A 22,716-nucleotide genomic window follows, 5' to 3' on the forward strand; every position below is an offset into this window, starting at 1 on the left:
CTTCATGGGTACAGGAAAAACGCTGAGTCTATCTGGAACATCTATTGTTCTAACTTATATGATTATTGGTTTTTTCTTTTATTTTATTATGAGAGCAATGGGTGAGTTATTGCTTTCGAATTCTAACTATAAGTCATTTGCAGATTTTGCTACGGCTTATTTAGGTCCTTGGGCAGGTTTCTTCCTTGGCTGGTCCTATTGGATGCTTTGGATTATCGTAGCGATTACAGATATTATTGTGATTGGTGGGTACTTCCAGTTTTGGTTCCCTGACATATCTCAATGGATTCCTGCATTCATTACAGTTGTTACACTGACGACATTAAATCTGCTTACAGTTAAATTATTCGGTGAAACAGAGTTTTGGTTTGCACTGATTAAAATTGTTGCCATTATTGCATTCTTATTGGTCGGTATTTATTTGATCGCAACTGGCTTTACATCGCCAAATGGTGTGAAAGCATCACTTTCACATATTGTTGAGGCTGGATCTATTTTCCCACATGGTTTTTCAGGATTCCTTGCTGGTTTCCAAATTGCTGTATTTGCGTTTGTTGGTATTGAGCTGATTGGAACAACAGCAGCAGAAACTAAAGATCCGAACAAAACGTTACCTAAAGCAATTAACTCTATACCACTACGAATTTTATTGTTCTATGTGGGTGCTTTGATTTGCATTATCTCTGTGACTTCGTGGGCAAAAGTAAGTCCAAGTCAAAGTCCATTTGTGCATATGTTTACATTAATTGGGTTACCAATTGCGGCAACTTTGGTCAATTTTGTGGTTACTACCTCTGCTATGTCATCTGCAAACAGTGGTATTTTCGCAACCAGTCGTATGATGTATGGTTTAGCTGTTGAAAAAGATGCACCAAAATACTTTAAAAAGTTATCTAAAGGCAGAGTACCTGTAAATAGCCTCTTATTTTCTATGGGGTGTATTGTTATTGGTACAAGTATGCTTTTCATTATTCCAAACGTAATGACTGCTTTTACAATCTTTTCTTCTTTAACTACTGTACTTATTCTTTTTGTCTATGGAATGATGTTAATTTCATATCTTGCATACCGTAAGAAAGCACCAGAACTTCATAAGAGCTCTGTGTATAAAATGCCAATGGGTGTAGTTATGTCATGGGTATGTCTTGCATTTTTAGTGTTTGTTGCAGTGGTATTAAGTTTAGATCATGATACTCGTATTGCAATTTATTTCTCTCCAATTTGGTTTGGTGGACTTTATATTGCATATCGTTATCGTGCTAAAAGAAACGCCGAACGTTCATGGATTCTTCAACACGGTAAGCGTATTGAACGTGAATAATTCGAGATTTAATCGTATTTAATAATAAGGTCAACATTTGTTGGCCTTTTTTTAATAATTTTTTTTTAAATTTTAACTAAAATTAATAAGAAAATAAGCTTAAAAACTAACTTATGGAAAAAAATACAGATAATAATTTTTTTTGTAGAAAATTTTTTAAAAATACGTCAAAATTTATTTTATTTAGGAAAATAATTCGATTCGGTTAGCGCTATATTATAAATCAGGGTGTGATGGGGATCGAGAAGAAAGTCAGTTAGATTGGGAGATTGCTGACATAACTCAAAAGGTTTATTCTCGGCTTTAAACACAGTAAACCAAAAGTTGATCTGCAACAGCAATATGTTAACCATATATTGCCGTTTAAAGTAAACAATATGTTTTCCCTTGACCCTTAAAATTTATGCCTACCTCGATATATTTTCCAAAAAAAACTTAACTATAAGGGAAAATATGCAACTTGATCGTTTTGATAAACAGATTCTTGAAATTCTAACTCACGAAGATTTAAATTTAAATGAGCTCTCAGAGCGCATTAATTTATCTGTCAGTTCTGTGCATCGCCGTATTAAACTATTAATCGAAGCAAATGTAATGACAAGTCTTAAACGAGAAATTAATTACGCAAAGTTAGGTTTTAAATTACATATTCTTCTACAAGTTTCTCTAAGCAAGCATGACAGTGAGACATTTGATGTGTTTCTGGCAGAAATTGAATCAATTGCAGAAGTGATTAACGCATATTTAGTGACAGGCCAAAGTGCAGATTTTATTGTAGAAATGGTTGCAAAGGATATGGAAAATTATAGTGAGATTTTATTACGCCGAATTGCAAAAATTGATAATGTAACCGCACTTCACTCAAGTTTTGTCATTAAGAAATATGATGTATTTAATTGTCATAGTATGTTAAGCCATATTTAATTTTAATAAAAATGGGGAGAGATTCTCCCCATTATATGACTATAAAATATTTTTCAATCTTCGAGCTACTTCTTCACATTGCTGTATGTCGGCTACAAGCGCCATACGAACATGATTTTCGCCTGGATTTCCTTCTTTTGTCTCTCTAGATAGATAACGTCCCGGAAGGACTTTTATGTTTGCTTCCTTAAGAAGTTTTTTTGCAAAAGCTTCATCATTATCTACTTTCAGCCAGTAGTAAAATCCAGCATCTGGTTTCTCAAGTGGTAAGAGGTGGCCGAGCTCATTTTGGAATAGGTCAAACTTTTGACGATATTGCTTTCTATTTTCTTCTACATGGCACTCATCATTCCACGCCACAATGGAGGCCAATTGGTGCTGTACAGGCATTGCTGCACCATGATAGGTCCTATACTTCAAATATGGTGCAAGTAAGGTTGAATCGCCCGCAATAAAGCCAGAACGCATGCCTGGCAAGTTAGAACGCTTCGAAAGTGAATGGAATACAACACAGTTCTTATAATCATTTCGCCCTATTTTGGCGCATGCTTCAAGTAATCCTACAGGAGGCTGTTCAAACCAAAGCTCTGAATAGCACTCATCTGATGCAATAATAAAATTATATTGATCAGAAAGTTGAATAAGCTGTTGTAATTGTTCTGTTGTGAACGTTGCTCCTGTTGGATTACCTGGTGTACAGATAAATAATAGAGAAGTCTTTTCCCAAACTTCAGCAGGAACGCGGTCAAAATCACCTAAGTAATTGTTTTCAGCAGTACAGTTTATAAAATAAGGTGTACCTCCCGCGAGGATGGTTGCACCTTCATAGATTTGGTAAAACGGATTTGGCATAACAACGTAAGGGTTTTCCTCACGATTTATGACGGCTTGAACGAATGAAAAAATGGCTTCTCGTGTACCAGACACAGGAAGCACTTCTGATTCGGCGCTGAGTTCATTTAGGTGGAATCTTTGAATTAACCAATTCGAGATCGCCTGACGTAATTCTGGTAAACCTTTACTACTTGGGTAAGTTGAGAGATGTTTAAAGTTTTGTTGCAAAGCATCTATTACAATTTGTGGTGCAGGGTGTTTAGGTTCACCAATTGAAAGTGGAATAAGTGGTAAATCTATAGGCTGAATGCCTGAAAAAAGCTGATTTAGCTTTTCAAATGGATAAGGATGTAATTGTGTTAAATGATGATTCATAAATATGATTACCGATGTTGAATAGTCACTTGATTAGATGCTTCATCTAAAGCAGCTTTTAACTGTTGAGTAAGAAGAAGAGATTCTTCTTCAGAAAGTGGAATGTCATCTTTTTTAGTGACGAAGAAAATATCTTCAGCCTTCTCGCCAAGTGTGACAATTTTTGCAGAATGAATATCTAAGCCTTGCATCATGAATAAACCGCCAATTTTGGCAAGTAGTCCAGGATGATCGAGTGTAGAAATCTCGACAATATTTTTTTGTAAAGATGTATCAAAACGAATAGATACCTTATTTTCTATATTGAAGTGTCTTAATTGTCGAGGAATACGCCGTTGCATAAGATTTGGATACTGGTCTAAATGACTTAAAGCTTCTAAGAGTGCATTTTTTACAGTATTTTGTCGTTCGGGATCATTCAATAATGTACCAAATCGATCTAATACAATGTAAGTATCTAAACTAAAATCTGTATTTGCTGTAATAATACGTGCATTTTGCACATCAAGATTCATTCGATCGAGTACAGCAACAGTAGTTGCAAATAAGTTTGGTTTATCTTGTGTATAAATAAAGACTTGAACAGCATCTTGAGCGGCTTGTCGTTGCGCTCTTAACAAGATTAGTGGAGCAGAGTTATTTCCATGTTCTAGTATTGCTTTCGTATGCCAAACAATTTCATCTGCAGATTCTTTAATGAAATACTCATCTCCAAGAGCTTGCCATACTTGCTCAACTTCACTTAAAGAGAATTCATGTACTAATTTTTCACTTGCTGTAAATTTAGTGTCTTCAATGAGCATTTGATAATCTACAGGGCGATCTAAACCATGGCGAATGACTTCTCGTGTTTGGGTATAGAGTTGGCGCATAAGAGAAGCACGCCATGTATTCCATAGTTTTGGATTAGTTGCGTTGATGTCTGCAACTGTAAGCGTATATAGATAATTCAGATAATCCATATCTCCAAGCTGATCGGCGAACGCTTTAATAATATCTGGATCTGAGATATCTTTCTTTTGCGCTGTAAGTGACATTAAGAGATGATTTTGTATAAGCCAGACAATCAATTTTGTATCTGATTCTGAAATGCCATGAGCCTCACAAAAATCATATGCATCTTTTGCACCAAGCTCACTATGATCGCCACCGCGTCCTTTGGCAATGTCGTGAAATAGTGCTGCAATCATAATAATTTCTTTACGTTGCAGACGTTGATATACCGAGCTGACGACTGAAAAAGATTTTGCAAACTCTGGTTCTTGGAATCGTTCAAGATTTCTTAAGAGAAGGAGTGTATGTTGATCCACCGTGTAAATATGAAATAAGTCATATTGCATGAGACCCATAATTTGTCCAAAGGCAGGCAAGTAATTACCTAAAATGCCGTAGCGTCGCATATGAGAAAGCGTTTCATAGAGACGATTTGATGAACGAATAATTTGAATGAAAATTTCACGATGGGCTGGATTATCCCTAAAATTCTGATCAATACTCTTGGCTGCTAACACCAATAAGCGTAATGTACGTGCTCGAATACCTGTAATTTCAGGATGTATACCAATTAAATAAAATATTTCTAAAATTGCACTTGGGTGTTCTGCAAATACTTTGTGATGCTGAACGGCAATCTTTCCATCAATAAGTTTGAATCGCTCATTCAGTACAGTGGTATGTTTTTGTATTTCATCTTTTGGCTGAATTGCAACTTGATTAAAGTAATCAAGGAGAATTTCATTGAGCGTAAAAACTTGTTGCGCCATTCTATAATAGCGCTTCATGAATTGTTCAATCGGATAGTTATGATGCTGATCTATGTCATTAGAATATCCAAACTTTGCAGCAATCTCTCGTTGATAGTCAAATAAAAGTCGATTTTCATCTCGTTTGGTAAGTTTGTGCAGATAATGTCGAATTTCCCAATAAAATGTTTCTGCTTGCTCTAGCATTTCTAGCTCAAATTCGGAAATAAAACCCAAATGAACTAAATCATAAATACGATTCACTCTAAAATGTCTTTTGGCAATCCAACCGATTTGATTCATATCTCGAATGCCACCCGGCGCATTCTTAATATCAGGTTCTAAGTTGCTCTCAGTATTATTATGTTGTGCATGTCTATTTTTTTGTTCTTTCATCTTTGCATCAAAGAAATCTCGATCTGTCCATACTTCATTTACAGTACGCCGTGGCCATTTGGCCAGCGTCTCATTACCAATAATAAGTCGAGCCTCTATAAGCGAGGTTGCAATAGTAAGATCTGATTTGGCTTGTTCTACACACGATTGGAGTGTTCGTACGCTAACACCAGGTTTAAAGTTAATATCCCATAAAAGAGCAATAAACTTAGATACTTTTTCTTCTTGTATTATATTTAGGTCAGATGTAGATAAAATCATAATATCTACATCTGAGTAAGGAAGCATTTCTTTGCGACCATAGCCACCCACAGCAAATAATGATATTTCACTTTCTTCAGACAGTTTGGTCATATGCCATAAGAATGTTAAAGCATCATCAATTGCATTTGATCGAGCCAATACAATGTCACGTATGCTATAACCATATTTTTCAAAATTTTGATCAAGCTGATTTTCTATATCATTTCGCCATTGTTGTAATGATGAAATATCTTGGTCATGTTGAATATATTCAGTTAAAGCGCGCATTTCTACCATTGTATTTGCCTTTTTAATTATACGGTTACATTCACTTGTTGTGCAGATTCTCTTGCGATTTTGCGTGCTTCATCCGTCGTTGATGCACGTGCAGTAATGACACCCATACGACGTTTATCAAATCCTTCAGGTTTGCCAAAGAGTCTTAAATCTGTAGTTGGGTTTGCTAGAGCAGTTTCTAAATGTGTAAATGAAAGATTTTTACCATTTACTCCTGCGTAAATAACAGCACTTGCGGCTGTACTGTGTTGTTGTGTATTCACGGGTAAGCCAAGAATAGCACGTGCATGCAGTTCAAACTCATTTTGAAATTGAGATGCAAGAGTAACTAAGCCTGTATCATGCGGACGAGGAGAAACCTCGCTAAACCATACTTGATCACCTTTTACAAACAGCTCTACACCAAAAATACCGCAACCACCAAGCGCCGTAGTAATTTTATCTGCAATGTCCTGTGCTGTCTTTAATGCTTTAGGTGACATGGGTTGTGGTTGCCAGCTTTCAATATAATCGCCGTTTTCTTGTTGGTGACCAATTGGATTGCAGAAATGGGTTTCGATTTGACCCGTTTTGGGGTGTTTTGCACGAACAGTGAGTAATGTAATTTCAAAGTCAAAATCGATTTGAGATTCAATAATGACTTTACCTTGATTGACACGTGCAGATTGTAAAGCGTATTCCCAAGCCGCATCAACTTCATCAAAACTTTTTATGTGTGATTGTCCTTTACCTGAAGATGACATAACCGGTTTAACAAAGTTTGGGTAACCAATATCATCACACGCTGAACGAAATGCAGATAGGTTGTCTGCAAAGCGGAAATTTGAAGTGGGGAGGCCTAACTTATCTGCTGCTAAGGTACGAATACCTTCACGATTCATTGTTAAATTAACTGCCTTTGCTGATGGGATAATTGTTGTTGTATTTTGTTCTTCTATATGGACTAAAAGCTCAGTAGCAATAGCTTCAATTTCAGGCACGATTAAATTTGGTTTAACTTGATCTATGAGTTCTTGTAGTGCTGTTGGATCTGCCATGTTTAAAGTATAGGCAAAATGGGCAACTTGCATTGCGGGCGCATCTTTGTAGCGATCTGCTGCATGAACTTCAACGCCTAAACGCTGTAAGGAGATTACAACTTCTTTTCCTAGTTCGCCTGAACCTAATAATAATACTTTGAATGCGGATGGTTGCAGTGGTGTACCAATGGTAATAGTCATGTCTTATTCCTTATTTCAGGTTATTTTAGAATAACAGAACTCAGAATAGTGTTAAGTACGTCAGCGTATATTTTTTGAATAAAATGACCAATTTAGTAAGATTTTTTCAAATTGTATTCATTTGATGTATCTTATACTGTTGTGTATTGCATGACTAAGAAGTGAAGTGGACATGATCTTGTATAAAAAACAGTATATGGTTTTAACCTTGATGGGTGTTATGTTGGCTTTAAGCGCATGTAACAATAACAATGGGCAGAAAGTTGAAATTAAACCTGCACCAAAACTGAGTAAAGATGCGACAGCATATGCCAAAAAATCTTGGGAGCTCATGAATCAGGTTGAACCCTTGGTTGAAAATCGTGCATTGGCTCAAATTGACAATGAGGTACGTAGACCCTTACGTGAATTAGGGAGTCAATGGATGATTAATGTAAAAATGGGTGATTCAGTTGCTGAGGGAAACTTTGCTTTATGTAGAAAGGCAATGGTAAGTTTAGATACTTGGGCACGTGCTGTGCAAGCAAAGAGTAATTCAGAAAATGAGGATAAGCTTAACTATCTTCATAATAAACAGTTATGTAAAGATGCTTTGGATCATCCAGCTTTAGGCAATAGTTAAAAAAAGAAGGTGATTATCACCTTCTTTTTTGTCTGTTATGATTTTTTTGGCATTGACATATTTGACATTGAATCATGACTCATTTTTTTCTCTGTTTTTGCTGTTGAACCTGATTTAGTAGCAACGCATTTTCCACCTTTATGATGTGGTCCAGTACCACCTTGTAAAGATGTACCTTTAGGACATGCCATAGCGCCAGCACTTACAGCAGCTAAACTTAAAGCGATAATAGATGTAGAGAGGAGTTTTTTCATTGTATTTTCCTTATATAGGATAGTAAATATTTAAACAATATAAGGATAATCAATTAAAAATGTGAACTGCAAGCAATTATTGGTTTTTTTCTTGAGATTTTTTGAACTTAATTTGTTATTTTTAATGTGGTTTTAAAAGAACTAGATAAATCTAGTTCTTTTTTATTTTATTTCAACTTGGCGAAATTTAGCATCAACCATTGCCCATACAGAGAATGCAACAGATACCGCAATGGCATATAAGAATTGTTCAGCTTTTAAATTCCCATTGATAACACCTTGAACACTGAGTGTAGCTAGAAGTGCTATCGTCATCATCATATAAATGGCAATGTTTGGATTGAATCTAATATTTTTATTCATGTGACCTCCAAAACAGTAGTTAAATAATGCACTTATCATGAAGTGCAGACTAATAATTATACATTATAATTTTAAAAGGTCAAATTTTCTAGCAAATTTATATTACTGTTTTATGACAATATGAATAAAACTAAAAAAATACCTGCATTAATTGCAGGTATTTGTATTTTATATCAATTTTTTTATTGTCTTATTTTATCGATAACAACACATAAAACTAAGAGTATCAAACATGGAATGATCCAGTCTAAATTTTGTGCTGCAAGTGGAAGTTGATTAATAATATCTGGCACAAATGACTTTAACTCTGATGATCTTAAACCTTCAAATATACCGATGAAGAATGCCAGTGCTGCAACAGGGAGAACAACTTGTTTTGGTTTATTTAACTTTTGAATAAATAACCCAGATAAAATAACAACAATCGCAGGTGGGTAAATGGCAGTAAGGATAGGTACAGAAATAGAAATTAGTTTAGTTAAACCAAAATTAGCAAATACTAGAGAAAATAGTACGAAAACAACCACTAATATTTTGTATGGAATCTTTGTCATTTTATGAAAGTATTCAGCACACGAACACGTTAAACCAATCGCTGTTACGATACATGCTAAGAAGATGAGTAAGCTTAAAAACCAAGATCCTGTTTGACCTAGTGTGTTAAATACATACGCATGTAAAATTTCCGCACCGTTGGTTGCATTTGGTAAAAATGCATGGCTTTGTACACCAAGTCTGAATAGACATAGGTATAAAATAGTTAAGCCTATACCAGAAATGATGCTAGATATAATTGCATAGCGTGTAATTAATTTATGATCCGTCACACCACGTGATTTAATGGCTTGAACAATTAGGATACCAAAAACCAAAGCTGAAAGTGCATCTAGTGTGAGATAACCATTCACTAAACCCTCAGAAACAGGATGCTCTATATAGTTGGCTACAGGAGCAGGAACATGAATAAAGGGAACGAATAAAGTAACTATACATAAAACAGCAAGTGCAAAGATTTTTACTGGTGCCAATACATGTCCAATACTATCTAGAAGCTTATTAGGGTTCATTGAAACTAATGTGACAATAACAAAATAGATTAAGCTATAGATGAGGAGTGGTGTTTGTGGATTCTGAAAATGTGAAGATAAACCAATTTCATACGAAACAGAAGCCGTTCTTGGAATACCGAAAAGTGGTCCTACAGATAAATAGCATGCAACAGCCAAAGCAATACTTGCAAATTTTCCAATAGATGATCCTAACGTTTCAATAGAACCTTGTACTCGGCCGAGCATAATAATACTTAGAACGGGTAAACCAACAGCAGTGACTAAAAAGCCCAAAGCGGCTAGCCAAACGTGTTCGCCTGCCTGATATGCAACAATCGGTGGAAAAATAATATTTCCTGCCCCAATAAACAATGCAAAGGTCATAAAACCTAATGCAAATGTATCTCGAACATTTAGCTTAGTCATAGAAAATTAACGGTATGTAAAACTAGAAAAAGAGGATTCTAAGACAAAAATAGAAATTTAAGAAATATTCTTATTAAATTTATTTGTTTTTTGAAAAAATGGCTCAGAATTTATGTTCTGAGCCAAATATTTATATCTTTAAACTGTTTTTTTCAGTTTATCTACAGTAGCTGTAATCAGAAGTACGATAACACATGGGATAACCCAAGCTAAGTTTTGCTCAGCTAATGGAAGTGTTTGTAAAAATGAAGGTACAATACTTGCAAATGAAGATGCTTTTATTCCTTCAACAACACCAAAGATAAGTGCAACACCTGTTACTGGAATAAGAATAACAGATGGTTTATTAAAGAACTTCCAAAAGAAACTTAAAACAATAACAACAATCGCAGGTGGGTAAATTGCAGTTAAGACTGGTACAGAGAATGCGATAAGTTTAGTTAAGCCTAAATTTGAAATAATAAATGCAAATCCAACCAAAAGTAAGACGAGCAATTTATATGGTAACTTAGTTAAGCCATGGAAGTATTCAGCACATGAACACGTTAAGCCAATTGCTGTTACTACGCAGGCTAAGAAAATTAAAATACTTAAGAAAATTGAACCAAGGTCACCAAATGAGTGTTGTACAAAGGCGTGTAGAATAACCGCGCCGTTGCTTGCATTTGGAATAAATGAATGGCTCTGTATACCTAAGCGGAATAAGCATAAATAAAGGGCTGTTAAACCTACACCTGCCATAATACTTGCGATGATAGCGTAACGTGTAATTAACTTACTGTCGGTTACACCACGAGAAGCAATAGCTTGTGTAATCACAATACCAAAAACAAGTGCACCTAATGTATCCATTGTTAAATAACCATTTACAAGGCCTTCTGAGACAGGTCGTGTAACATAGTTATTAATGGGTTGTGCTGCAAAAATAATAGGTAGTACTAATGTTGTAATACATAAAATTGCCAAAGCTGCAATTTTTAAAGGTGCAAGAACTTTACCAATTGTATCGAGTAATTTGGTTGGATAAAGTGAAACAATCCCTACAATGACGAAATAAATAGCGCTATATGCTAATAACGCCGTAGATGAGCTTCCAAAATACGGAGAAAGACCAATTTCATAAGAAACTGTAGCTGTACGTGGTGTTGCAAATAAAGGGCCTACAGCAAGATAACACACGACAGTTAAAATAAGACTCGCCATTCTTCCGATAGGCGCACTTAAAGTTTCTATTGATCCACCAACACGTGCAAGTGCAATAATCGTTAGAACGGGCAGACCAACACCTGTAATTAAGAAGCCAAACGCAGCCAGCCAAACGTGTTCGCCAGCTTGCTGAGCAACAATTGGCGGGAAAATAATATTACCCGCACCAATAAACAGTGCAAAGGTCATAAAACCTAACGCAATGATATCCCGAATACTAAGTTTAGTCATAACATCTAACTAGAATAAAAAATTAATGTTATATTTTAGTGCAAAAGTGTATTTTTTGAAATTATTCTTTAATTCTTTAAAAAAAAAGGGAAATATTTTACTATAGGAAGATAAAATTCATATTTTCTACCAAATAGCCTAAGTATTTTCTTTTTTTAAGAAATAATTTTCACGATATTGAAGGTTAATTACATGTATAACCCAAAAGTAGGCATTAAAACTGCTGAAGAAATTGAAAAATTACGTATAGCAGGCCGTCTAGCTGCTGAAGTTTTATACATGATAAAGAAACATGTAAAAGCGGGTGTAACAACAGAGTATTTAGATGATATCTGCAATGATTTTATTATAAATACTTTAAAAGTTGTACCTGCAAATGTTGGATATCATGGTTATACAAAAACGACATGTATTTCTAAAAACGAAGTCGTATGTCATGGTATCCCATCAAATTCAGAAGTATTAAAAGATGGGGATATCATTAATATCGATGTGGCGATTATTAAAGACGGTTATCATGGGGATACCAGTCGTATGTACGCCGTAGGTGATATTAAGCCTGAAGCAAAAAAATTGATAGATGTTACTTACGATGCAATGAGAGCGGGAATTTATCAAGTCAAACCAGGTGCAACACTTGGAGATATTGGCCACGCTATACAATCTCTCGCACAAAGCCATGGATATAGTATTGTAAGAGAATACTGTGGGCATGGAATAGGTAAGGTCTATCATGAACAGCCAAACGTACTACACTATGGCCAAAAAGGTCATGGCTTAAAATTAAAAGAGGGAATGGTTTTTACTATAGAGCCAATGGTAAATTTGGGCAAATCAGGCGTAAAAGAACTGTCTGATGGTTGGACAGTAGTTACAAAAGATCGTTCATTATCTGCTCAGTGGGAACATATGGTTGCTGTCACCAAAGATGGATTTGAGCTCTTAACACCATGGCCAGAAGGCACAGGCGAATACGCCGAAATTTAGCACTGAATAATTCGAGGACAATATTAATATTGTCCTTTTCTTTTAAAATAGCCTAAGTAAATTTATTATGAGTTATAAAAACAACGACCTTAAGAAATTAAGAAAAAACTACTGGAAAAAAAATTCAGAAAGAAATAAAAAAGAGAAGCTCTTCTTAGAAGAGCTTCTATTAGAACATCAAGTTTTTTTAGAAATAAATGAAGTAAATTTAAAAATTTTTTTCGATAGTTTACCCAGTGAAATCATTCTTAAAGCATATGGCTTAGGATTTAAAAATGATCTAATAAAAAGACTTTTAATCACACATATTGAAAAAAATAAAAATGCTTTAAAAGAAGGAAAATTAATAAAAACAGAATATAAAATAAAGGATTAATACTTTAAGTTTTTGAATACTGCCTGTAAGTTACCCATAGTTTTTTCTATTTGTAACGGCGTAAGGCCATCAAATGTTCTTGAAAGAATTGCATTAGTTAAATCATTCGTTTTTTTCAATAACGTTAATCCTTGTTCAGTAATTTTAACACGCGTAATTCGACCATCTTCTTTACAAGAGTAAGTTTCTACTAGACCTTCATCTTTAAGGCGATAAATGATTTTTGTCGTTGTAGACATCTTTAAAATAAGAGTATCTGAAATTTCAGAAATGCTAGAGCAGGGGTTAATAAGTAAAATATTAAGAATACGTTGTCTAGAATGATCGATTCCATGCTTTTTAAGCACATTGTCGACGCCTTGTACATACTGTGCATGTACCTGAGTAACCCAGTGAAAAAATAAAGAGTCCTGATTTTCCATAGTGGATGAAGGGAGAAATTTCAAATATTTTCTAGACATTTAAGATACCAGAATAAAATAAAAAGCACCCTTTAATTGTGAACTATTTCACAATTAAATACAAATATGTAGTTTAATTTTATTTAAAATAAAATGGCCCTGATTTAGTCAGAGCCATTTCATAGAAATTGAGTATTGATTTATACATTGAAGCGGAAGTGCATTACATCCCCATCTTGCACAATATAACTTTTTCCTTCAAGACGCCATTTACCTGCATCTTTTGCACCAGCTTCGCCATTGCAATGAATAAAATCTTGATAAGCGATGACTTCAGCTCGAATAAAACCCTTTTCGAAATCTGTATGAATTACCCCAGCAGCTTGTGGAGCAGATGCACCTACTTTTACTGTCCATGCTCTTACTTCTTGAACCCCAGCAGTAAAATAGGTTTGTAATCCTAATAGACTGTATCCTGCACGAATAACAACATTTAGGCCTGGTTCTTCCATTCCCATAGCTTCTAAGAACTCTGCACGGTCTTCATCATCTAATAATGAAATTTCAGCTTCGATTTGGTTACATAGAGGGACAACAATCGCATTTTCTTCTTTTGCTAATGCTCTTACGGCGTCAAGATGTTGGTTATTATCAAAACCGTCTTCTGCCACATTCGCAATATACATCGTAGGCTTTAATGTTAGCAAGCCGTATCCACGAAGTAGTTTTCTATCATCATCAGATAGGTCGGCTGCACGAGCAGGACGACCTTCATCTAGCAAAGGTAATATTTTTTCTAAAACAGCTTTGGTAGCAATCGCTTCTTTATCGCCACCTTTTGCAACCTTAGTTAGTCGAACAAGAGATTTATTCACAGTCTCTAAATCTGAAAGTGCAAGCTCTGTATTAATTGTAGCAATATCATCTAAAGGATCAATTTTTCCATTTACATGAATAACATTTTCATCTTCAAAACAACGAACTACATGTGCAATTGCATCAGTTTCTCTAATATTTGCTAAGAACTGGTTACCTAGACCTTCGCCTTTAGACGCACCTGCAACTAAACCTGCGATATCTACAAATTCCATCGTTGTTGGTAAAACACGTTGTGGATTTACAATCGCTGAGAGTTTATCTAAGCGCTCATCTGGTACTGGAACAATGCCAGTATTTGGCTCAATTGTACAAAAAGGAAAGTTTTCAGCAGCAATCGCAGCTTTTGTTAACGCATTAAATAACGTTGATTTGCCAACATTTGGTAGACCAACAATACCGCAATTAAAACCCATGCAATACTCACAAAGATGTTATATAAAATTATTGCAGATTTTACATTAAAGTTTAATTAAAGTCAGTCTATCCTTAAAATTAACAAAATTTAAAAATGAAATAGGACGAAAAGATCATTGTATTTTATAAGGTTGATTACTAAAGTAGTAAAAATTAATTATAAAGGACGTTGATATCTTATGCGTATACTTTACCAGTTTCCACTATCTCATTTCTGCGAGAAAGCGCGCTGGTTACTTGATCATAAAGAAATAGATTATGTTGCGCAAAATTTAACCCCAATTGTTCATCGAGCTTTTTCAAGAATTAAAACAAATCAAAATACTTTACCTATATTCAGAGATCATGAGGAATGGATCAGTGACTCAACAAAGATTGCTGAATATCTAGATATAAAATATCCAGAAAAGGGACTTATTCCTAAAAATACAGCAATGCGTATTTCTGTTTATGATTTAAATGATATTGCAAATAAATTAGGAGAACATGTACGGCGTTGGGCACTTTATCATATGATTTTAAGAAATGATGAATCTATAGACACCATGATTAGAGAAAGAGGCTATTTTAGAAAATTTAGTAAATATTCAAAACCTATATTAAAAAAATTTATTACTCAAAATTTATATTTAGATCAGCACAGCGTAGATTATGACTATAAATGTATTCTTGAGATTGTGAATACACTCAGTGCTCAGATAAAGCAAAATCAAAGCTATTTAGTGGGTGACCGTTTAACACTCGCAGATATTTCAATTTGCTCGATGCTTGCACCATTGATGAATATTTATGGTACTCCATGGGAGATAGAGAACTATAAATATGATGAACATGTATATCATATGCAAAAATTGATTAACGAAAGTAATATTGGTCAATACGTTAACCGAATATATCATACAGAAAGAAATGCGCGTGTAGACTGGCGAGGAATATAATTGAATTCAATCCAACTATATTCCAATAACCTAAAAAATTATTGTTTGTATATCTGATCGAAAATGCCACCATTTGAAAAATGAATTTTTTGAGCATTTTCCCAACCACCGAATGTAGCATCTATCGTAAATAACTGTATTTTAGGAAACTTATAAGCATATTTTTGAGCTACAGTTGTATTTCTTGGTCTAAAGTTATATTTAGCAGCAAGATCTTGACCAATCGGCGAATAGAGGAAGTTTAGATAGCCTCTAGCAATAGTTCGATTACCATCTTGATCTACCGTCCTATCGACAATAGCGACAGAAGGCTCAGCTAAAATTGATACTGACGGATATACTATTTGAAAATCTGCTTTAGGGTCTTCTTTTTGGGCAAGGAGAGCTTCATTTTCCCATGTAAGTAATACATCTCCAATTCCTCTTTCTGCAAATGTTGTTAGGGAGCCTCTAGCACCTGAATCTAGGACTTTCACATTACGGTACATTTTAGACACTAAATCTTTTGCAGTTGCATCATTACCATGAGGTTGTTTTAGTGCATAACCCCAAGCAGATAAGTAAATCCATCGTGGTGCACCACCTGTTTTAGGATTTGGTGTAATAATTTCTATACCTGGTTTCGTTAAATCATTCCAATCTTTAATATGCTTAGGATTTCCTTTACGTACAAGAAAAACGACTGTAGATGTATACGGCGCAGAATTATCTGGAAACTGTTTTTGCCAGTCCTTTCTAATAAAACCGGCTTTTGCAATCTCATCAATATCATTAGAAAGTGCTAATGTGACAACATCTGCTTTTAGACCTGTTGCAACTGCACGTGCTTGTTTTCCCGAACCTGCGTGAGATTGTTTAAAATCAATTTTCTGTCCTGTTTTACTTAACCAATATTGACCAAACTTTTCATTAAACTCCTTATAAAACTCTCGAGTAGGATCATAAGAAACATTTAAAAAAGCTTTATCTTCTGCTAGTGCAAGACTAGGCGCAACGACGGAAAGACTAAGTAGTGCTGTAATAAGTATCTTTTTCATTCTTTATTCACTCTTTTAAATTTATAGGTTCATTTGAAAGTTTTATTGAATATAGCGCTAAAATAGTGATCTGTGAAATCACAATAAAGAATAAATATATTAAATTTGAACAATGATATAAGAAAAATATATTTATAAAATTTGAATAAGCAATAAAGATTTTCTTATTTTTATCTCCTTTTTGAGAATCATACTATATATCTAATATTCATAAGTCACTACCATTCTAATGCGTAAACAATATAAGAAGCCCCTGATTACGACATTGATAGTTTTATCATTACTTACTATTTTTTTGATATCTCAAACACGTGATGATCAAGAGACACGTATTCATAATAACAATGAAAAACCCGTTGTCATTGCTTATCAAACTGGAGTGGATCCAAGTAAAGTTGCACAAGCCAATCAAAGTTATGAAAAAGACAGTAAGCAAGCAATTGAATGGAAAAAATTTGATACAGGATCGGATGTTGTAAATGCTTTAGCATCAGGTGATGTAGATATTGGAAATATTGGATCAAGCCCTTTTGCAGCAGCAACCAGTAAAGGAGTGCCAATTACTGCCTTTCTAATTACAGCAAAACTTGGCAGTTCAGAAGCTCTGGTGGTTCATGAAGGATCAGAAATAAAACAACCAAGTGACTTAATTGGTAAAACCATTGCTGTACCGTTTGTTTCGACGACTTATTATAGTCTTTTGTCCGCATTGAAACATTGGAATATTCCCGAAAATAAAGTCAAAATTATTAATTTAAGACCACCTGAAATTATCGCCGCATGGAATCGGGGGGATATTGATGCCGCATATGTTTGGGAGCCAGCCTTAAGTAAGATTAAAACGACTGGTCATGTATTTGTTGATTCTCATCAAGTAGGTGACTGGGGAGCACCAACCTATGATTTATGGGTTGTGCGAAAAGATTTTGCAGAAAAAAATCCTGAATTTCTCAAATCATTTGTGAATACGACACTCAATCAGCTCAACAAATATAATCAAAGCCCTCAACATTTTGTAAGTGATAAAAATAATCTTAGCAAAATAGCGAATATTACAGGCTCAAAACCTGAAGAAATTCCATTATTACTTGCTGGAAATATTTATTTAGACCGAAGAGGTCAGGTGGATACATTATCAAATGAATTTGCACAAAATATTTTAGACACAGCAAAGTTTTTAAAAGGACAAGGAAAGGTCGACACAGTGAAGGACAATTATCATGACAATGTTGCAACACAATTTTTAAATAATTAGGTGGCTAGTATGAGCGTATTAACAGCTGAAAATATTGGAATAACCTTTTCACAAAGATCTCATCCTATCCTTGAGAATATTAATTTAAACCTTACAAGCGGTTCTATAACCGTTATTTTAGGGGAGTCTGGATGTGGAAAGACGACCTTACTTAATATTTTGGCAGGTTTTCAAAAACCAACAAACGGCGTGATTAAACTTAATAATGTGCCACTTCATGGCCCAGATGAAACACGTGCTGTTGTATTTCAGGAGCATGCATTATTTCCTTGGTTAAATGTAGAAGAGAATATTGCATTTTCTTTAGAAATAAAAAAAGTACCTAAAGCACTGATTGCATCTCAAGTAGAACGCATTTTAAAAATAGTGGGCTTAAGTCATGCTACACAGTTAAATATTTGGGAACTTTCTGGAGGCATGAAACAAAGAGTAGGTATTGCGCGTGCTTTAATTAGTACGGCGGAATTCATTTTATTAGATGAACCCTTTGCAGCCTTAGATGCCTTTACTCGCGAAAATATGCAAAAGTTGGTTTTAGATTTATGGATTGAGGAAAATAGAAGCTTTTTTTTAATTACACATGACATTGAAGAAGCTCTATTGTTAAGTGAACAGCTTATTATTATGCAGGCAAATCCTGGTCGTATTTCACAACGTTTAGAGTTAAATTTCTCAAAACGCTATCGAAATGGTGAGAATATTCGTTCAATCAAATCTGATCCAGAGTTCATTGAATTAAGAGAAAAGCTCTTTGCACAATTAAGCCATAATATTGAAGAGGGTTATAACGCATGACGAGCATAATAAATAAAAAAAATACCTCCTTCACTGAGTCGAATGCTATTAAAAATAAGCCTGAATTGAAAAAGAATGAAAAATGGAAAATGTTAGCTGTCAGTCTTCTGAGTGTCGGCTTAGTATTACTCATTTGGTTTATTATTACAGCGCTTCAATGGGTATCACCACTTTTTTTACCTAGCCCTCAAGCCGTATTTCATAAATTTATTGAAGTTAGCCAACAGGGGGTTATGAAGGCAACTTTATGGCAACATTTAGCGTCAAGTATGAGTCGCGTATTAATTGCATTATTTGCAGCAATTATCGTTGGTGTACCCATAGGATTATGGATGGGTTTGAATAAATGGGCTAGAGCAGTCATAGATCCATTGGTTGAATTATTAAGACCCATTCCACCATTGGCTTATTTGCCCTTACTGGTTATTTGGTTTGGCATTGGTGAAACTACAAAAATTTTACTGATCTTCTTCTCTATTTTAGCCCCCGTTATTATTAGTAGTACGCATGGTGTACTAAGCTATCAAATTAATAGGGAAAGAGCAGCGTTATCCCTTGGCGCAAGTAAAAGTCAAATCTTTTGGCATGTCATTCTACCTACGGCGTTACCACACATTATTACTGGCATTCGTATTGGCTTAGGTGTGGGATGGTCTACACTCGTTGCTGCTGAACTCGTTGCTGCCGATCGAGGTATTGGATTTATGGTTCAATCTGCAGCACAGTTTCTAATTACAGATACTGTTATTTTAGGCATTATTGTAATTGCTATCGTTGCAGTGAGTTTTGAACTTTATTTAAGATGGCTACAAAAACAGCTATCTCCTTGGTATAGCAAACAATTGTAGGAGAAATATGAAATGGCGTTAAATATAGAAAAAATTAAACCTGCAATTGGTGCAGTCATTCATGATACTGATCTCAATACGATAAATCATACTGACTTGAACGAGGTTCATCATGCATTAATAGAAAATGAAGTCATATTTTTTAGAAAGCAGTCTCTCACACCCGAAAAGCAAGCAGAATTAGCAAGAAGTTTTGGATCTTTGCACATTCACCCCATTTTCCCGAATGTAAAAAATGTGCCTGAAATCCTTATTCTAGATAGCCTTAAACAAGACTTAAGAGACAATGAACTTTGGCATACCGATGTCACTTTTAGTAAAACACCTCCTTTGGGCTGTGTTTTACAGGCAAAAAAAGTACCTTCTCAGGGAGGTGATACCTTTTGGTCAAGTGGAACAGAGGCTTTTGCGACACTTCCTAAACATATTAAAGAAAAAATTTGGGGGCTTACAGCAGTACATGATATTCGTCAATCATTCCCATTAGAACGCTATGCAAGTAATATCGATGAACAACAGAAATTACTACAAGTTTTTAAAAAAAATCCACCTGTTACTCATCCAGTGGTACGCACACACCCTATTACAGGGAAACCAATACTATTTGTGAGTGAAGGGTTTACAACAAAAATTAATGAACTTTCTGAAACTGAAAGTAGCGAACTACTTCAATTTTTATTTAAGCATTCAGTACAAGAAAGTTTACATATTCGTTGGCAATGGGAAGTTGGCGATGTTGCGATTTGGGATAATCGTTGCACACAGCATAAAGCATTATTTGATTATGGTGATGCTCATCGTATTATGCATAGAGCTACAATTAATGGTGATACTCCTTTTTTCACTTCTGCAGCATAAAAAAAGAAGGTCGAAAGACCTTCTTTTTTTTTATTTATGTGTTTATGCAAAACTGACAAATTGCGTTGACTGATATTCTGTTTGTAAATGTTGAATCAGTCGATCTATATCTGCTTCTGTCGTATATTTACCAAAGCTAAATCGAACAGCATTTCTTGCTGTCGTTTCGTCACGTCCAAGAGCAACCAGTACATGTGAAGGGCCACCATGTCCTGAATTACATGCAGATCCACTTGAAACGGCTGCCAATGTTTTAATAGCATTGATTAAAATAAATGCGTCTTCATTAAGAAAAGATACATTTAAATAGTTTGCAACCCGATGTTGTTCATCGCCATTTAAAACAATGTCTGTAAGCTCATTTAATGCATTAAAAAGTTTTGTCTGTAATATTTTTAATCTTGCTTGTTCAGCGCTCAGATTTGTTTTTGCGATACGAAAAGCTTCACCCATACCTACAATTTGATGCGTTGCTAACGTACCAGAACGACATCCCTGTTCATGGCCGCCTCCATGAATTTGAGGTTCAATTTCAAAACTATTTTCATGGTTTACATATAAAGCACCGATGCCTTTAGGGCCATAGACTTTATGTGCTGAAAGACTAAGTAGATCTATACCCAATTGATGTACATTAATATCGAGTTTACCAGCTGCTTGGGCAGCATCGACATGAAAGAAAATATCATGCTTACGTGTAATTTTTCCAATTGCTTCAATATCAGTAATCGTACCTATTTCATTATTTACCATCATCAATGAAACAAGCACCGTATCAGGACGAATAGCTTCTTGAACAGAAGCTGGAGAAATAAGACCTGTATTTTTTTCTGGTGCTAGATAGGTAACTTCAAAACCTAAACTTTCTAATTTACAACAACTATCTAAGATTGCTTTATGTTCAATTTGACTTGTAATAATGTGTTTGCCACGCTCTGCATATCGTTCTGCAATCCCTTTTAATGCAAGGTTATTCGATTCTGTAGCACCAGATGTCCAAATAATTTCATCTGCTTTTGCCCCAATTAGATTCGCAACATTTTTTCGTGCTTCTTCAATTTCATTTTTTGCATCTGCACCAAAACAGTGTCCATTTGAGGCAGGATTTCCAAAGAGACCATCAAAGGATAAACAATCTGCCATTTTTTTTATAATTTCAGGATAAACTGGCGTTGTCGCAGCATAATCTAAGTAAATTTGCTGTTTCATTTCCTTAATGTCTCCATATATGTTTTAACGATTTCTATATAAGAAAAAGTTCTAAATTACTAAGAATATATCTCACAGCTCAATAGATCAACATAATTTTTCAATGATTTATAAAATTATATTTTGCTGTGTAATGTATTTATAAAAGAATTTATAAAGAATTAAAATGAATAAAAGAACATATATTAATGAATAATAGTGATATAAATGAATGTACGATAGGCATTTTATTGAAATACTCATCACATATTTTAAAATACAAATAATATTCAATCATTTATACTCACAATGAAAATATTTTATTTTAGATTTCAACTAGGTAAGCGTGTATGTACCCACAAGAAAGTTTGAAAGAACTCGAAGAACAAATAAGAATAGATTTTGAAAATGCTAACTTTCCACCTAAAAACTGGATTATTGAAGAAACTAATCATGAGATTCCAGTTGCAATTATTGGTGCAGGAATGTCTGCTTTATGCTTATCACTTGCTTTAAAAGCACAAGGCATCCCTTCAATATTATTTGAGAAAAAGAAAGAAGGTGATGAAGGTCCATGGAAAGAACCTGCTTTAATGCAAACATTACGCTCTCCAAAAAATTTAATAGGTCCTGCACTCATTTCACCATCACTTACTTTTCAAGCTTGGTTCAAAGCACAATTTGGTCATCAAGCGTGGGAAAGTTTGGATAAAATTCCAAGATTGCAGTGGGATGAATATTTAAAATGGTTTAAAAAAATAACTCAACCCACAGTTTATTATGAAAGTGAGTTAGTTGATCTTCATATCGCAGATCAATTGACAGAGATTACGATTCGTCATTCAGATCAAGATAAAATATATCATGTCGTCCATTGTGTACTTGCAATGGGTATAGATAGCTTCAGCTCCCCAAATATTCCAGAATTGGTACAAAATATTCCTAACTATTTATGGCAGCATAATTATGACACTACAAATTACGAGTGTTTTAAAGGTTTAAATGTTGCTGTAATAGGTGCGAGTGCGGGAGCAATGGATAGTGCTGCAACTGCTTTAGAACATGGTGCAAAAAGCGTTGAAATTATTTGTCGCTGCAATGACTTTCCTCGTGTAAATAGAAGTAAGAGTGCATCGAATGTAGGTTATTTTGCTTTTTATCCAGAATGGAGTGATCAAGAAAAATGGGATTTCCAAACTTATTTACGTAAGGAAGGAACACCTGCACCACATAGAAG

General features: G+C 34.7%; 22 protein-coding genes. 11 read left to right on the plus strand and 11 right to left on the minus strand.

All coding sequences use genetic code 11. From position 1 onward, the window contains the following. Positions 1 to 1,321: amino acid permease (locus I2F23_RS11225; protein WP_195772689.1), on the plus strand; the 1,321-nt coding region annotated here is incomplete at its 5' end. 453 nt (positions 1,322 to 1,774) lie between these two features. After that, positions 1,775 to 2,245, plus strand: a complete 471-nt coding sequence (locus I2F23_RS11230; RefSeq protein ID WP_195772690.1) for an Lrp/AsnC family transcriptional regulator — start codon at positions 1,775 to 1,777, stop codon at positions 2,243 to 2,245. 39 nt (positions 2,246 to 2,284) lie between these two features. Here I2F23_RS11230 and dapC read toward each other — a convergent pair whose 3' ends face one another. Genes dapC through purT form a run of 3 tightly spaced genes read right to left on the minus strand, consistent with a single transcriptional unit; the run spans position 2,285 to position 7,352 of the window. Continuing rightward, positions 2,285 to 3,454: a succinyldiaminopimelate transaminase gene (gene dapC, locus I2F23_RS11235; RefSeq protein WP_195772691.1), complete on the minus strand. Its 1,170-nt coding sequence runs from the start codon at positions 3,452 to 3,454 to the stop codon at positions 2,285 to 2,287. A gap of 8 nt (positions 3,455 to 3,462) precedes the next feature. After that, the gene (gene glnD / locus I2F23_RS11240; protein WP_195772692.1) at positions 3,463 to 6,132 is read right to left on the minus strand and encodes a [protein-PII] uridylyltransferase; all 2,670 of its coding nucleotides are present in this window, start codon (positions 6,130 to 6,132) and stop codon (positions 3,463 to 3,465) included. A 17-nt stretch (positions 6,133 to 6,149) separates the two neighbouring features. Then, positions 6,150 to 7,352, minus strand: coding sequence for a formate-dependent phosphoribosylglycinamide formyltransferase (gene purT / locus I2F23_RS11245; RefSeq protein ID WP_195772693.1), 1,203 nt, complete (start codon positions 7,350 to 7,352; stop codon positions 6,150 to 6,152). A gap of 172 nt (positions 7,353 to 7,524) precedes the next feature. Here purT and I2F23_RS11250 point away from each other — a divergent pair, with 172 nt between their 5' ends. Further along, positions 7,525 to 7,974: a hypothetical protein gene (locus tag I2F23_RS11250; RefSeq protein ID WP_195772694.1), complete on the plus strand. Its 450-nt coding sequence runs from the start codon at positions 7,525 to 7,527 to the stop codon at positions 7,972 to 7,974. A gap of 35 nt (positions 7,975 to 8,009) precedes the next feature. Here the strand turns inward: I2F23_RS11250 and I2F23_RS11255 are convergent, their stop codons facing one another. From I2F23_RS11255 to brnQ (I2F23_RS11270), 4 genes are all read right to left on the minus strand, one after another. Next, positions 8,010 to 8,228: a hypothetical protein gene (locus I2F23_RS11255; protein ID WP_195772695.1), complete on the minus strand. Its 219-nt coding sequence runs from the start codon at positions 8,226 to 8,228 to the stop codon at positions 8,010 to 8,012. Positions 8,229 to 8,390: 162 nt separating this feature from the next. Continuing rightward, a complete protein-coding gene (locus I2F23_RS11260; RefSeq protein WP_195772696.1) occupies positions 8,391 to 8,591 on the minus strand; it encodes a hypothetical protein in 201 nt (66 codons plus the stop codon). Positions 8,592 to 8,773: 182 nt separating this feature from the next. Continuing rightward, positions 8,774 to 10,066 (minus strand): branched-chain amino acid transport system II carrier protein, encoded by a 1,293-nt coding sequence (gene brnQ, locus I2F23_RS11265; protein ID WP_195772697.1) that lies wholly within the window; start codon positions 10,064 to 10,066, stop codon positions 8,774 to 8,776. 138 nt (positions 10,067 to 10,204) lie between these two features. After that, entirely contained in the window at positions 10,205 to 11,503 is a 1,299-nt protein-coding gene (gene brnQ, locus I2F23_RS11270) for a branched-chain amino acid transport system II carrier protein (protein WP_195772698.1), read from the minus strand. Positions 11,504 to 11,695: 192 nt separating this feature from the next. Here brnQ (I2F23_RS11270) and map point away from each other — a divergent pair, with 192 nt between their 5' ends. Then, entirely contained in the window at positions 11,696 to 12,490 is a 795-nt protein-coding gene (map, locus tag I2F23_RS11275) for a type I methionyl aminopeptidase (RefSeq protein WP_195772699.1), read from the plus strand. Between the two features lie 67 nt (positions 12,491 to 12,557). Then, positions 12,558 to 12,866, plus strand: a complete 309-nt coding sequence (locus I2F23_RS11280; protein ID WP_195772700.1) for a hypothetical protein — start codon at positions 12,558 to 12,560, stop codon at positions 12,864 to 12,866. Here the strand turns inward: I2F23_RS11280 and I2F23_RS11285 are convergent. After that, the gene (locus tag I2F23_RS11285; protein WP_195772701.1) at positions 12,863 to 13,327 is read right to left on the minus strand and encodes a MarR family winged helix-turn-helix transcriptional regulator; all 465 of its coding nucleotides are present in this window, start codon (positions 13,325 to 13,327) and stop codon (positions 12,863 to 12,865) included. The genes I2F23_RS11280 and I2F23_RS11285 overlap by 4 nt on opposite strands. A gap of 140 nt (positions 13,328 to 13,467) precedes the next feature. Then, a complete protein-coding gene (ychF, locus tag I2F23_RS11290) occupies positions 13,468 to 14,559 on the minus strand; it encodes a redox-regulated ATPase YchF (protein WP_195772702.1) in 1,092 nt (363 codons plus the stop codon). Positions 14,560 to 14,739: 180 nt separating this feature from the next. On the opposite strand from ychF, the gene I2F23_RS11295 reads away from it, so the two are divergent. Further along, positions 14,740 to 15,498, plus strand: a complete 759-nt coding sequence (locus tag I2F23_RS11295; RefSeq protein WP_195772703.1) for a glutathione S-transferase family protein — start codon at positions 14,740 to 14,742, stop codon at positions 15,496 to 15,498. Between the two features lie 38 nt (positions 15,499 to 15,536). On the opposite strand, the gene I2F23_RS11300 is transcribed toward I2F23_RS11295, so the two are convergent. Continuing rightward, positions 15,537 to 16,535: a sulfate ABC transporter substrate-binding protein gene (locus I2F23_RS11300; protein WP_195772704.1), complete on the minus strand. Its 999-nt coding sequence runs from the start codon at positions 16,533 to 16,535 to the stop codon at positions 15,537 to 15,539. Positions 16,536 to 16,764: 229 nt separating this feature from the next. On the opposite strand from I2F23_RS11300, the gene tauA reads away from it, so the two are divergent. The 4 genes from tauA to tauD are packed head-to-tail and all read left to right on the plus strand — an operon-like array spanning position 16,765 to position 20,291. Further along, positions 16,765 to 17,790, plus strand: a complete 1,026-nt coding sequence (gene tauA / locus I2F23_RS11305; RefSeq protein ID WP_195772705.1) for a taurine ABC transporter substrate-binding protein — start codon at positions 16,765 to 16,767, stop codon at positions 17,788 to 17,790. Between the two features lie 9 nt (positions 17,791 to 17,799). Beyond that, positions 17,800 to 18,585: a taurine ABC transporter ATP-binding protein gene (locus I2F23_RS11310; protein WP_195772706.1), complete on the plus strand. Its 786-nt coding sequence runs from the start codon at positions 17,800 to 17,802 to the stop codon at positions 18,583 to 18,585. Positions 18,586 to 18,593: 8 nt separating this feature from the next. Then, positions 18,594 to 19,433 carry a taurine ABC transporter permease TauC gene (gene tauC, locus I2F23_RS11315; protein ID WP_323127657.1) on the plus strand — a complete coding sequence of 280 codons (840 nt, stop codon included), beginning with the start codon at positions 18,594 to 18,596 and terminating at the stop codon, positions 19,431 to 19,433. Between the two features lie 12 nt (positions 19,434 to 19,445). Next, entirely contained in the window at positions 19,446 to 20,291 is an 846-nt protein-coding gene (tauD, locus tag I2F23_RS11320) for a taurine dioxygenase (protein ID WP_195772708.1), read from the plus strand. Between the two features lie 42 nt (positions 20,292 to 20,333). Here the strand turns inward: tauD and I2F23_RS11325 are convergent, their stop codons facing one another. After that, the gene (locus I2F23_RS11325; RefSeq protein WP_195772709.1) at positions 20,334 to 21,500 is read right to left on the minus strand and encodes an aminotransferase class V-fold PLP-dependent enzyme; all 1,167 of its coding nucleotides are present in this window, start codon (positions 21,498 to 21,500) and stop codon (positions 20,334 to 20,336) included. A 329-nt stretch (positions 21,501 to 21,829) separates the two neighbouring features. Between I2F23_RS11325 and I2F23_RS11330 the strand changes: the two genes are divergently transcribed. Beyond that, a partial coding sequence (locus tag I2F23_RS11330) for a SidA/IucD/PvdA family monooxygenase (protein WP_195772710.1) occupies positions 21,830 to 22,716 on the plus strand: 887 nt, incomplete at its 3' end.

Origin of the sequence: Acinetobacter pollinis (assembly GCF_015627175.1) — a bacterium.
Classification (GTDB): Bacteria; Pseudomonadota; Gammaproteobacteria; order Pseudomonadales; family Moraxellaceae; genus Acinetobacter; species Acinetobacter pollinis.

Bases quoted from the DNA above. Each gene is read 5' to 3' on its own strand.
- I2F23_RS11230 (WP_195772690.1), top strand. From the start codon at position 1,775: ATGCAACTTGATCGTTTTGATAAACAGATTCTTGAAATTCTAACTCAC.
- dapC (WP_195772691.1), bottom strand. From the start codon at position 3,454: ATGAATCATCATTTAACACAATTACATCCTTATCCATTTGAAAAGCTA.
- glnD (WP_195772692.1), bottom strand. From the start codon at position 6,132: ATGGTAGAAATGCGCGCTTTAACTGAATATATTCAACATGACCAAGAT.
- purT (WP_195772693.1), bottom strand. From the start codon at position 7,352: ATGACTATTACCATTGGTACACCACTGCAACCATCCGCATTCAAAGTA.
- I2F23_RS11250 (WP_195772694.1), top strand. From the start codon at position 7,525: ATGATCTTGTATAAAAAACAGTATATGGTTTTAACCTTGATGGGTGTT.
- I2F23_RS11255 (WP_195772695.1), bottom strand. From the start codon at position 8,228: ATGAAAAAACTCCTCTCTACATCTATTATCGCTTTAAGTTTAGCTGCT.
- I2F23_RS11260 (WP_195772696.1), bottom strand. From the start codon at position 8,591: ATGAATAAAAATATTAGATTCAATCCAAACATTGCCATTTATATGATG.
- brnQ (WP_195772697.1), bottom strand. From the start codon at position 10,066: ATGACTAAGCTAAATGTTCGAGATACATTTGCATTAGGTTTTATGACC.
- brnQ (WP_195772698.1), bottom strand. From the start codon at position 11,503: ATGACTAAACTTAGTATTCGGGATATCATTGCGTTAGGTTTTATGACC.
- map (WP_195772699.1), top strand. From the start codon at position 11,696: ATGTATAACCCAAAAGTAGGCATTAAAACTGCTGAAGAAATTGAAAAA.
- I2F23_RS11280 (WP_195772700.1), top strand. From the start codon at position 12,558: ATGAGTTATAAAAACAACGACCTTAAGAAATTAAGAAAAAACTACTGG.
- I2F23_RS11285 (WP_195772701.1), bottom strand. From the start codon at position 13,327: ATGTCTAGAAAATATTTGAAATTTCTCCCTTCATCCACTATGGAAAAT.
- ychF (WP_195772702.1), bottom strand. From the start codon at position 14,559: ATGGGTTTTAATTGCGGTATTGTTGGTCTACCAAATGTTGGCAAATCA.
- I2F23_RS11295 (WP_195772703.1), top strand. From the start codon at position 14,740: ATGCGTATACTTTACCAGTTTCCACTATCTCATTTCTGCGAGAAAGCG.
- I2F23_RS11300 (WP_195772704.1), bottom strand. From the start codon at position 16,535: ATGAAAAAGATACTTATTACAGCACTACTTAGTCTTTCCGTCGTTGCG.
- tauA (WP_195772705.1), top strand. From the start codon at position 16,765: ATGCGTAAACAATATAAGAAGCCCCTGATTACGACATTGATAGTTTTA.
- I2F23_RS11310 (WP_195772706.1), top strand. From the start codon at position 17,800: ATGAGCGTATTAACAGCTGAAAATATTGGAATAACCTTTTCACAAAGA.
- tauD (WP_195772708.1), top strand. From the start codon at position 19,446: ATGGCGTTAAATATAGAAAAAATTAAACCTGCAATTGGTGCAGTCATT.
- I2F23_RS11325 (WP_195772709.1), bottom strand. From the start codon at position 21,500: ATGAAACAGCAAATTTACTTAGATTATGCTGCGACAACGCCAGTTTAT.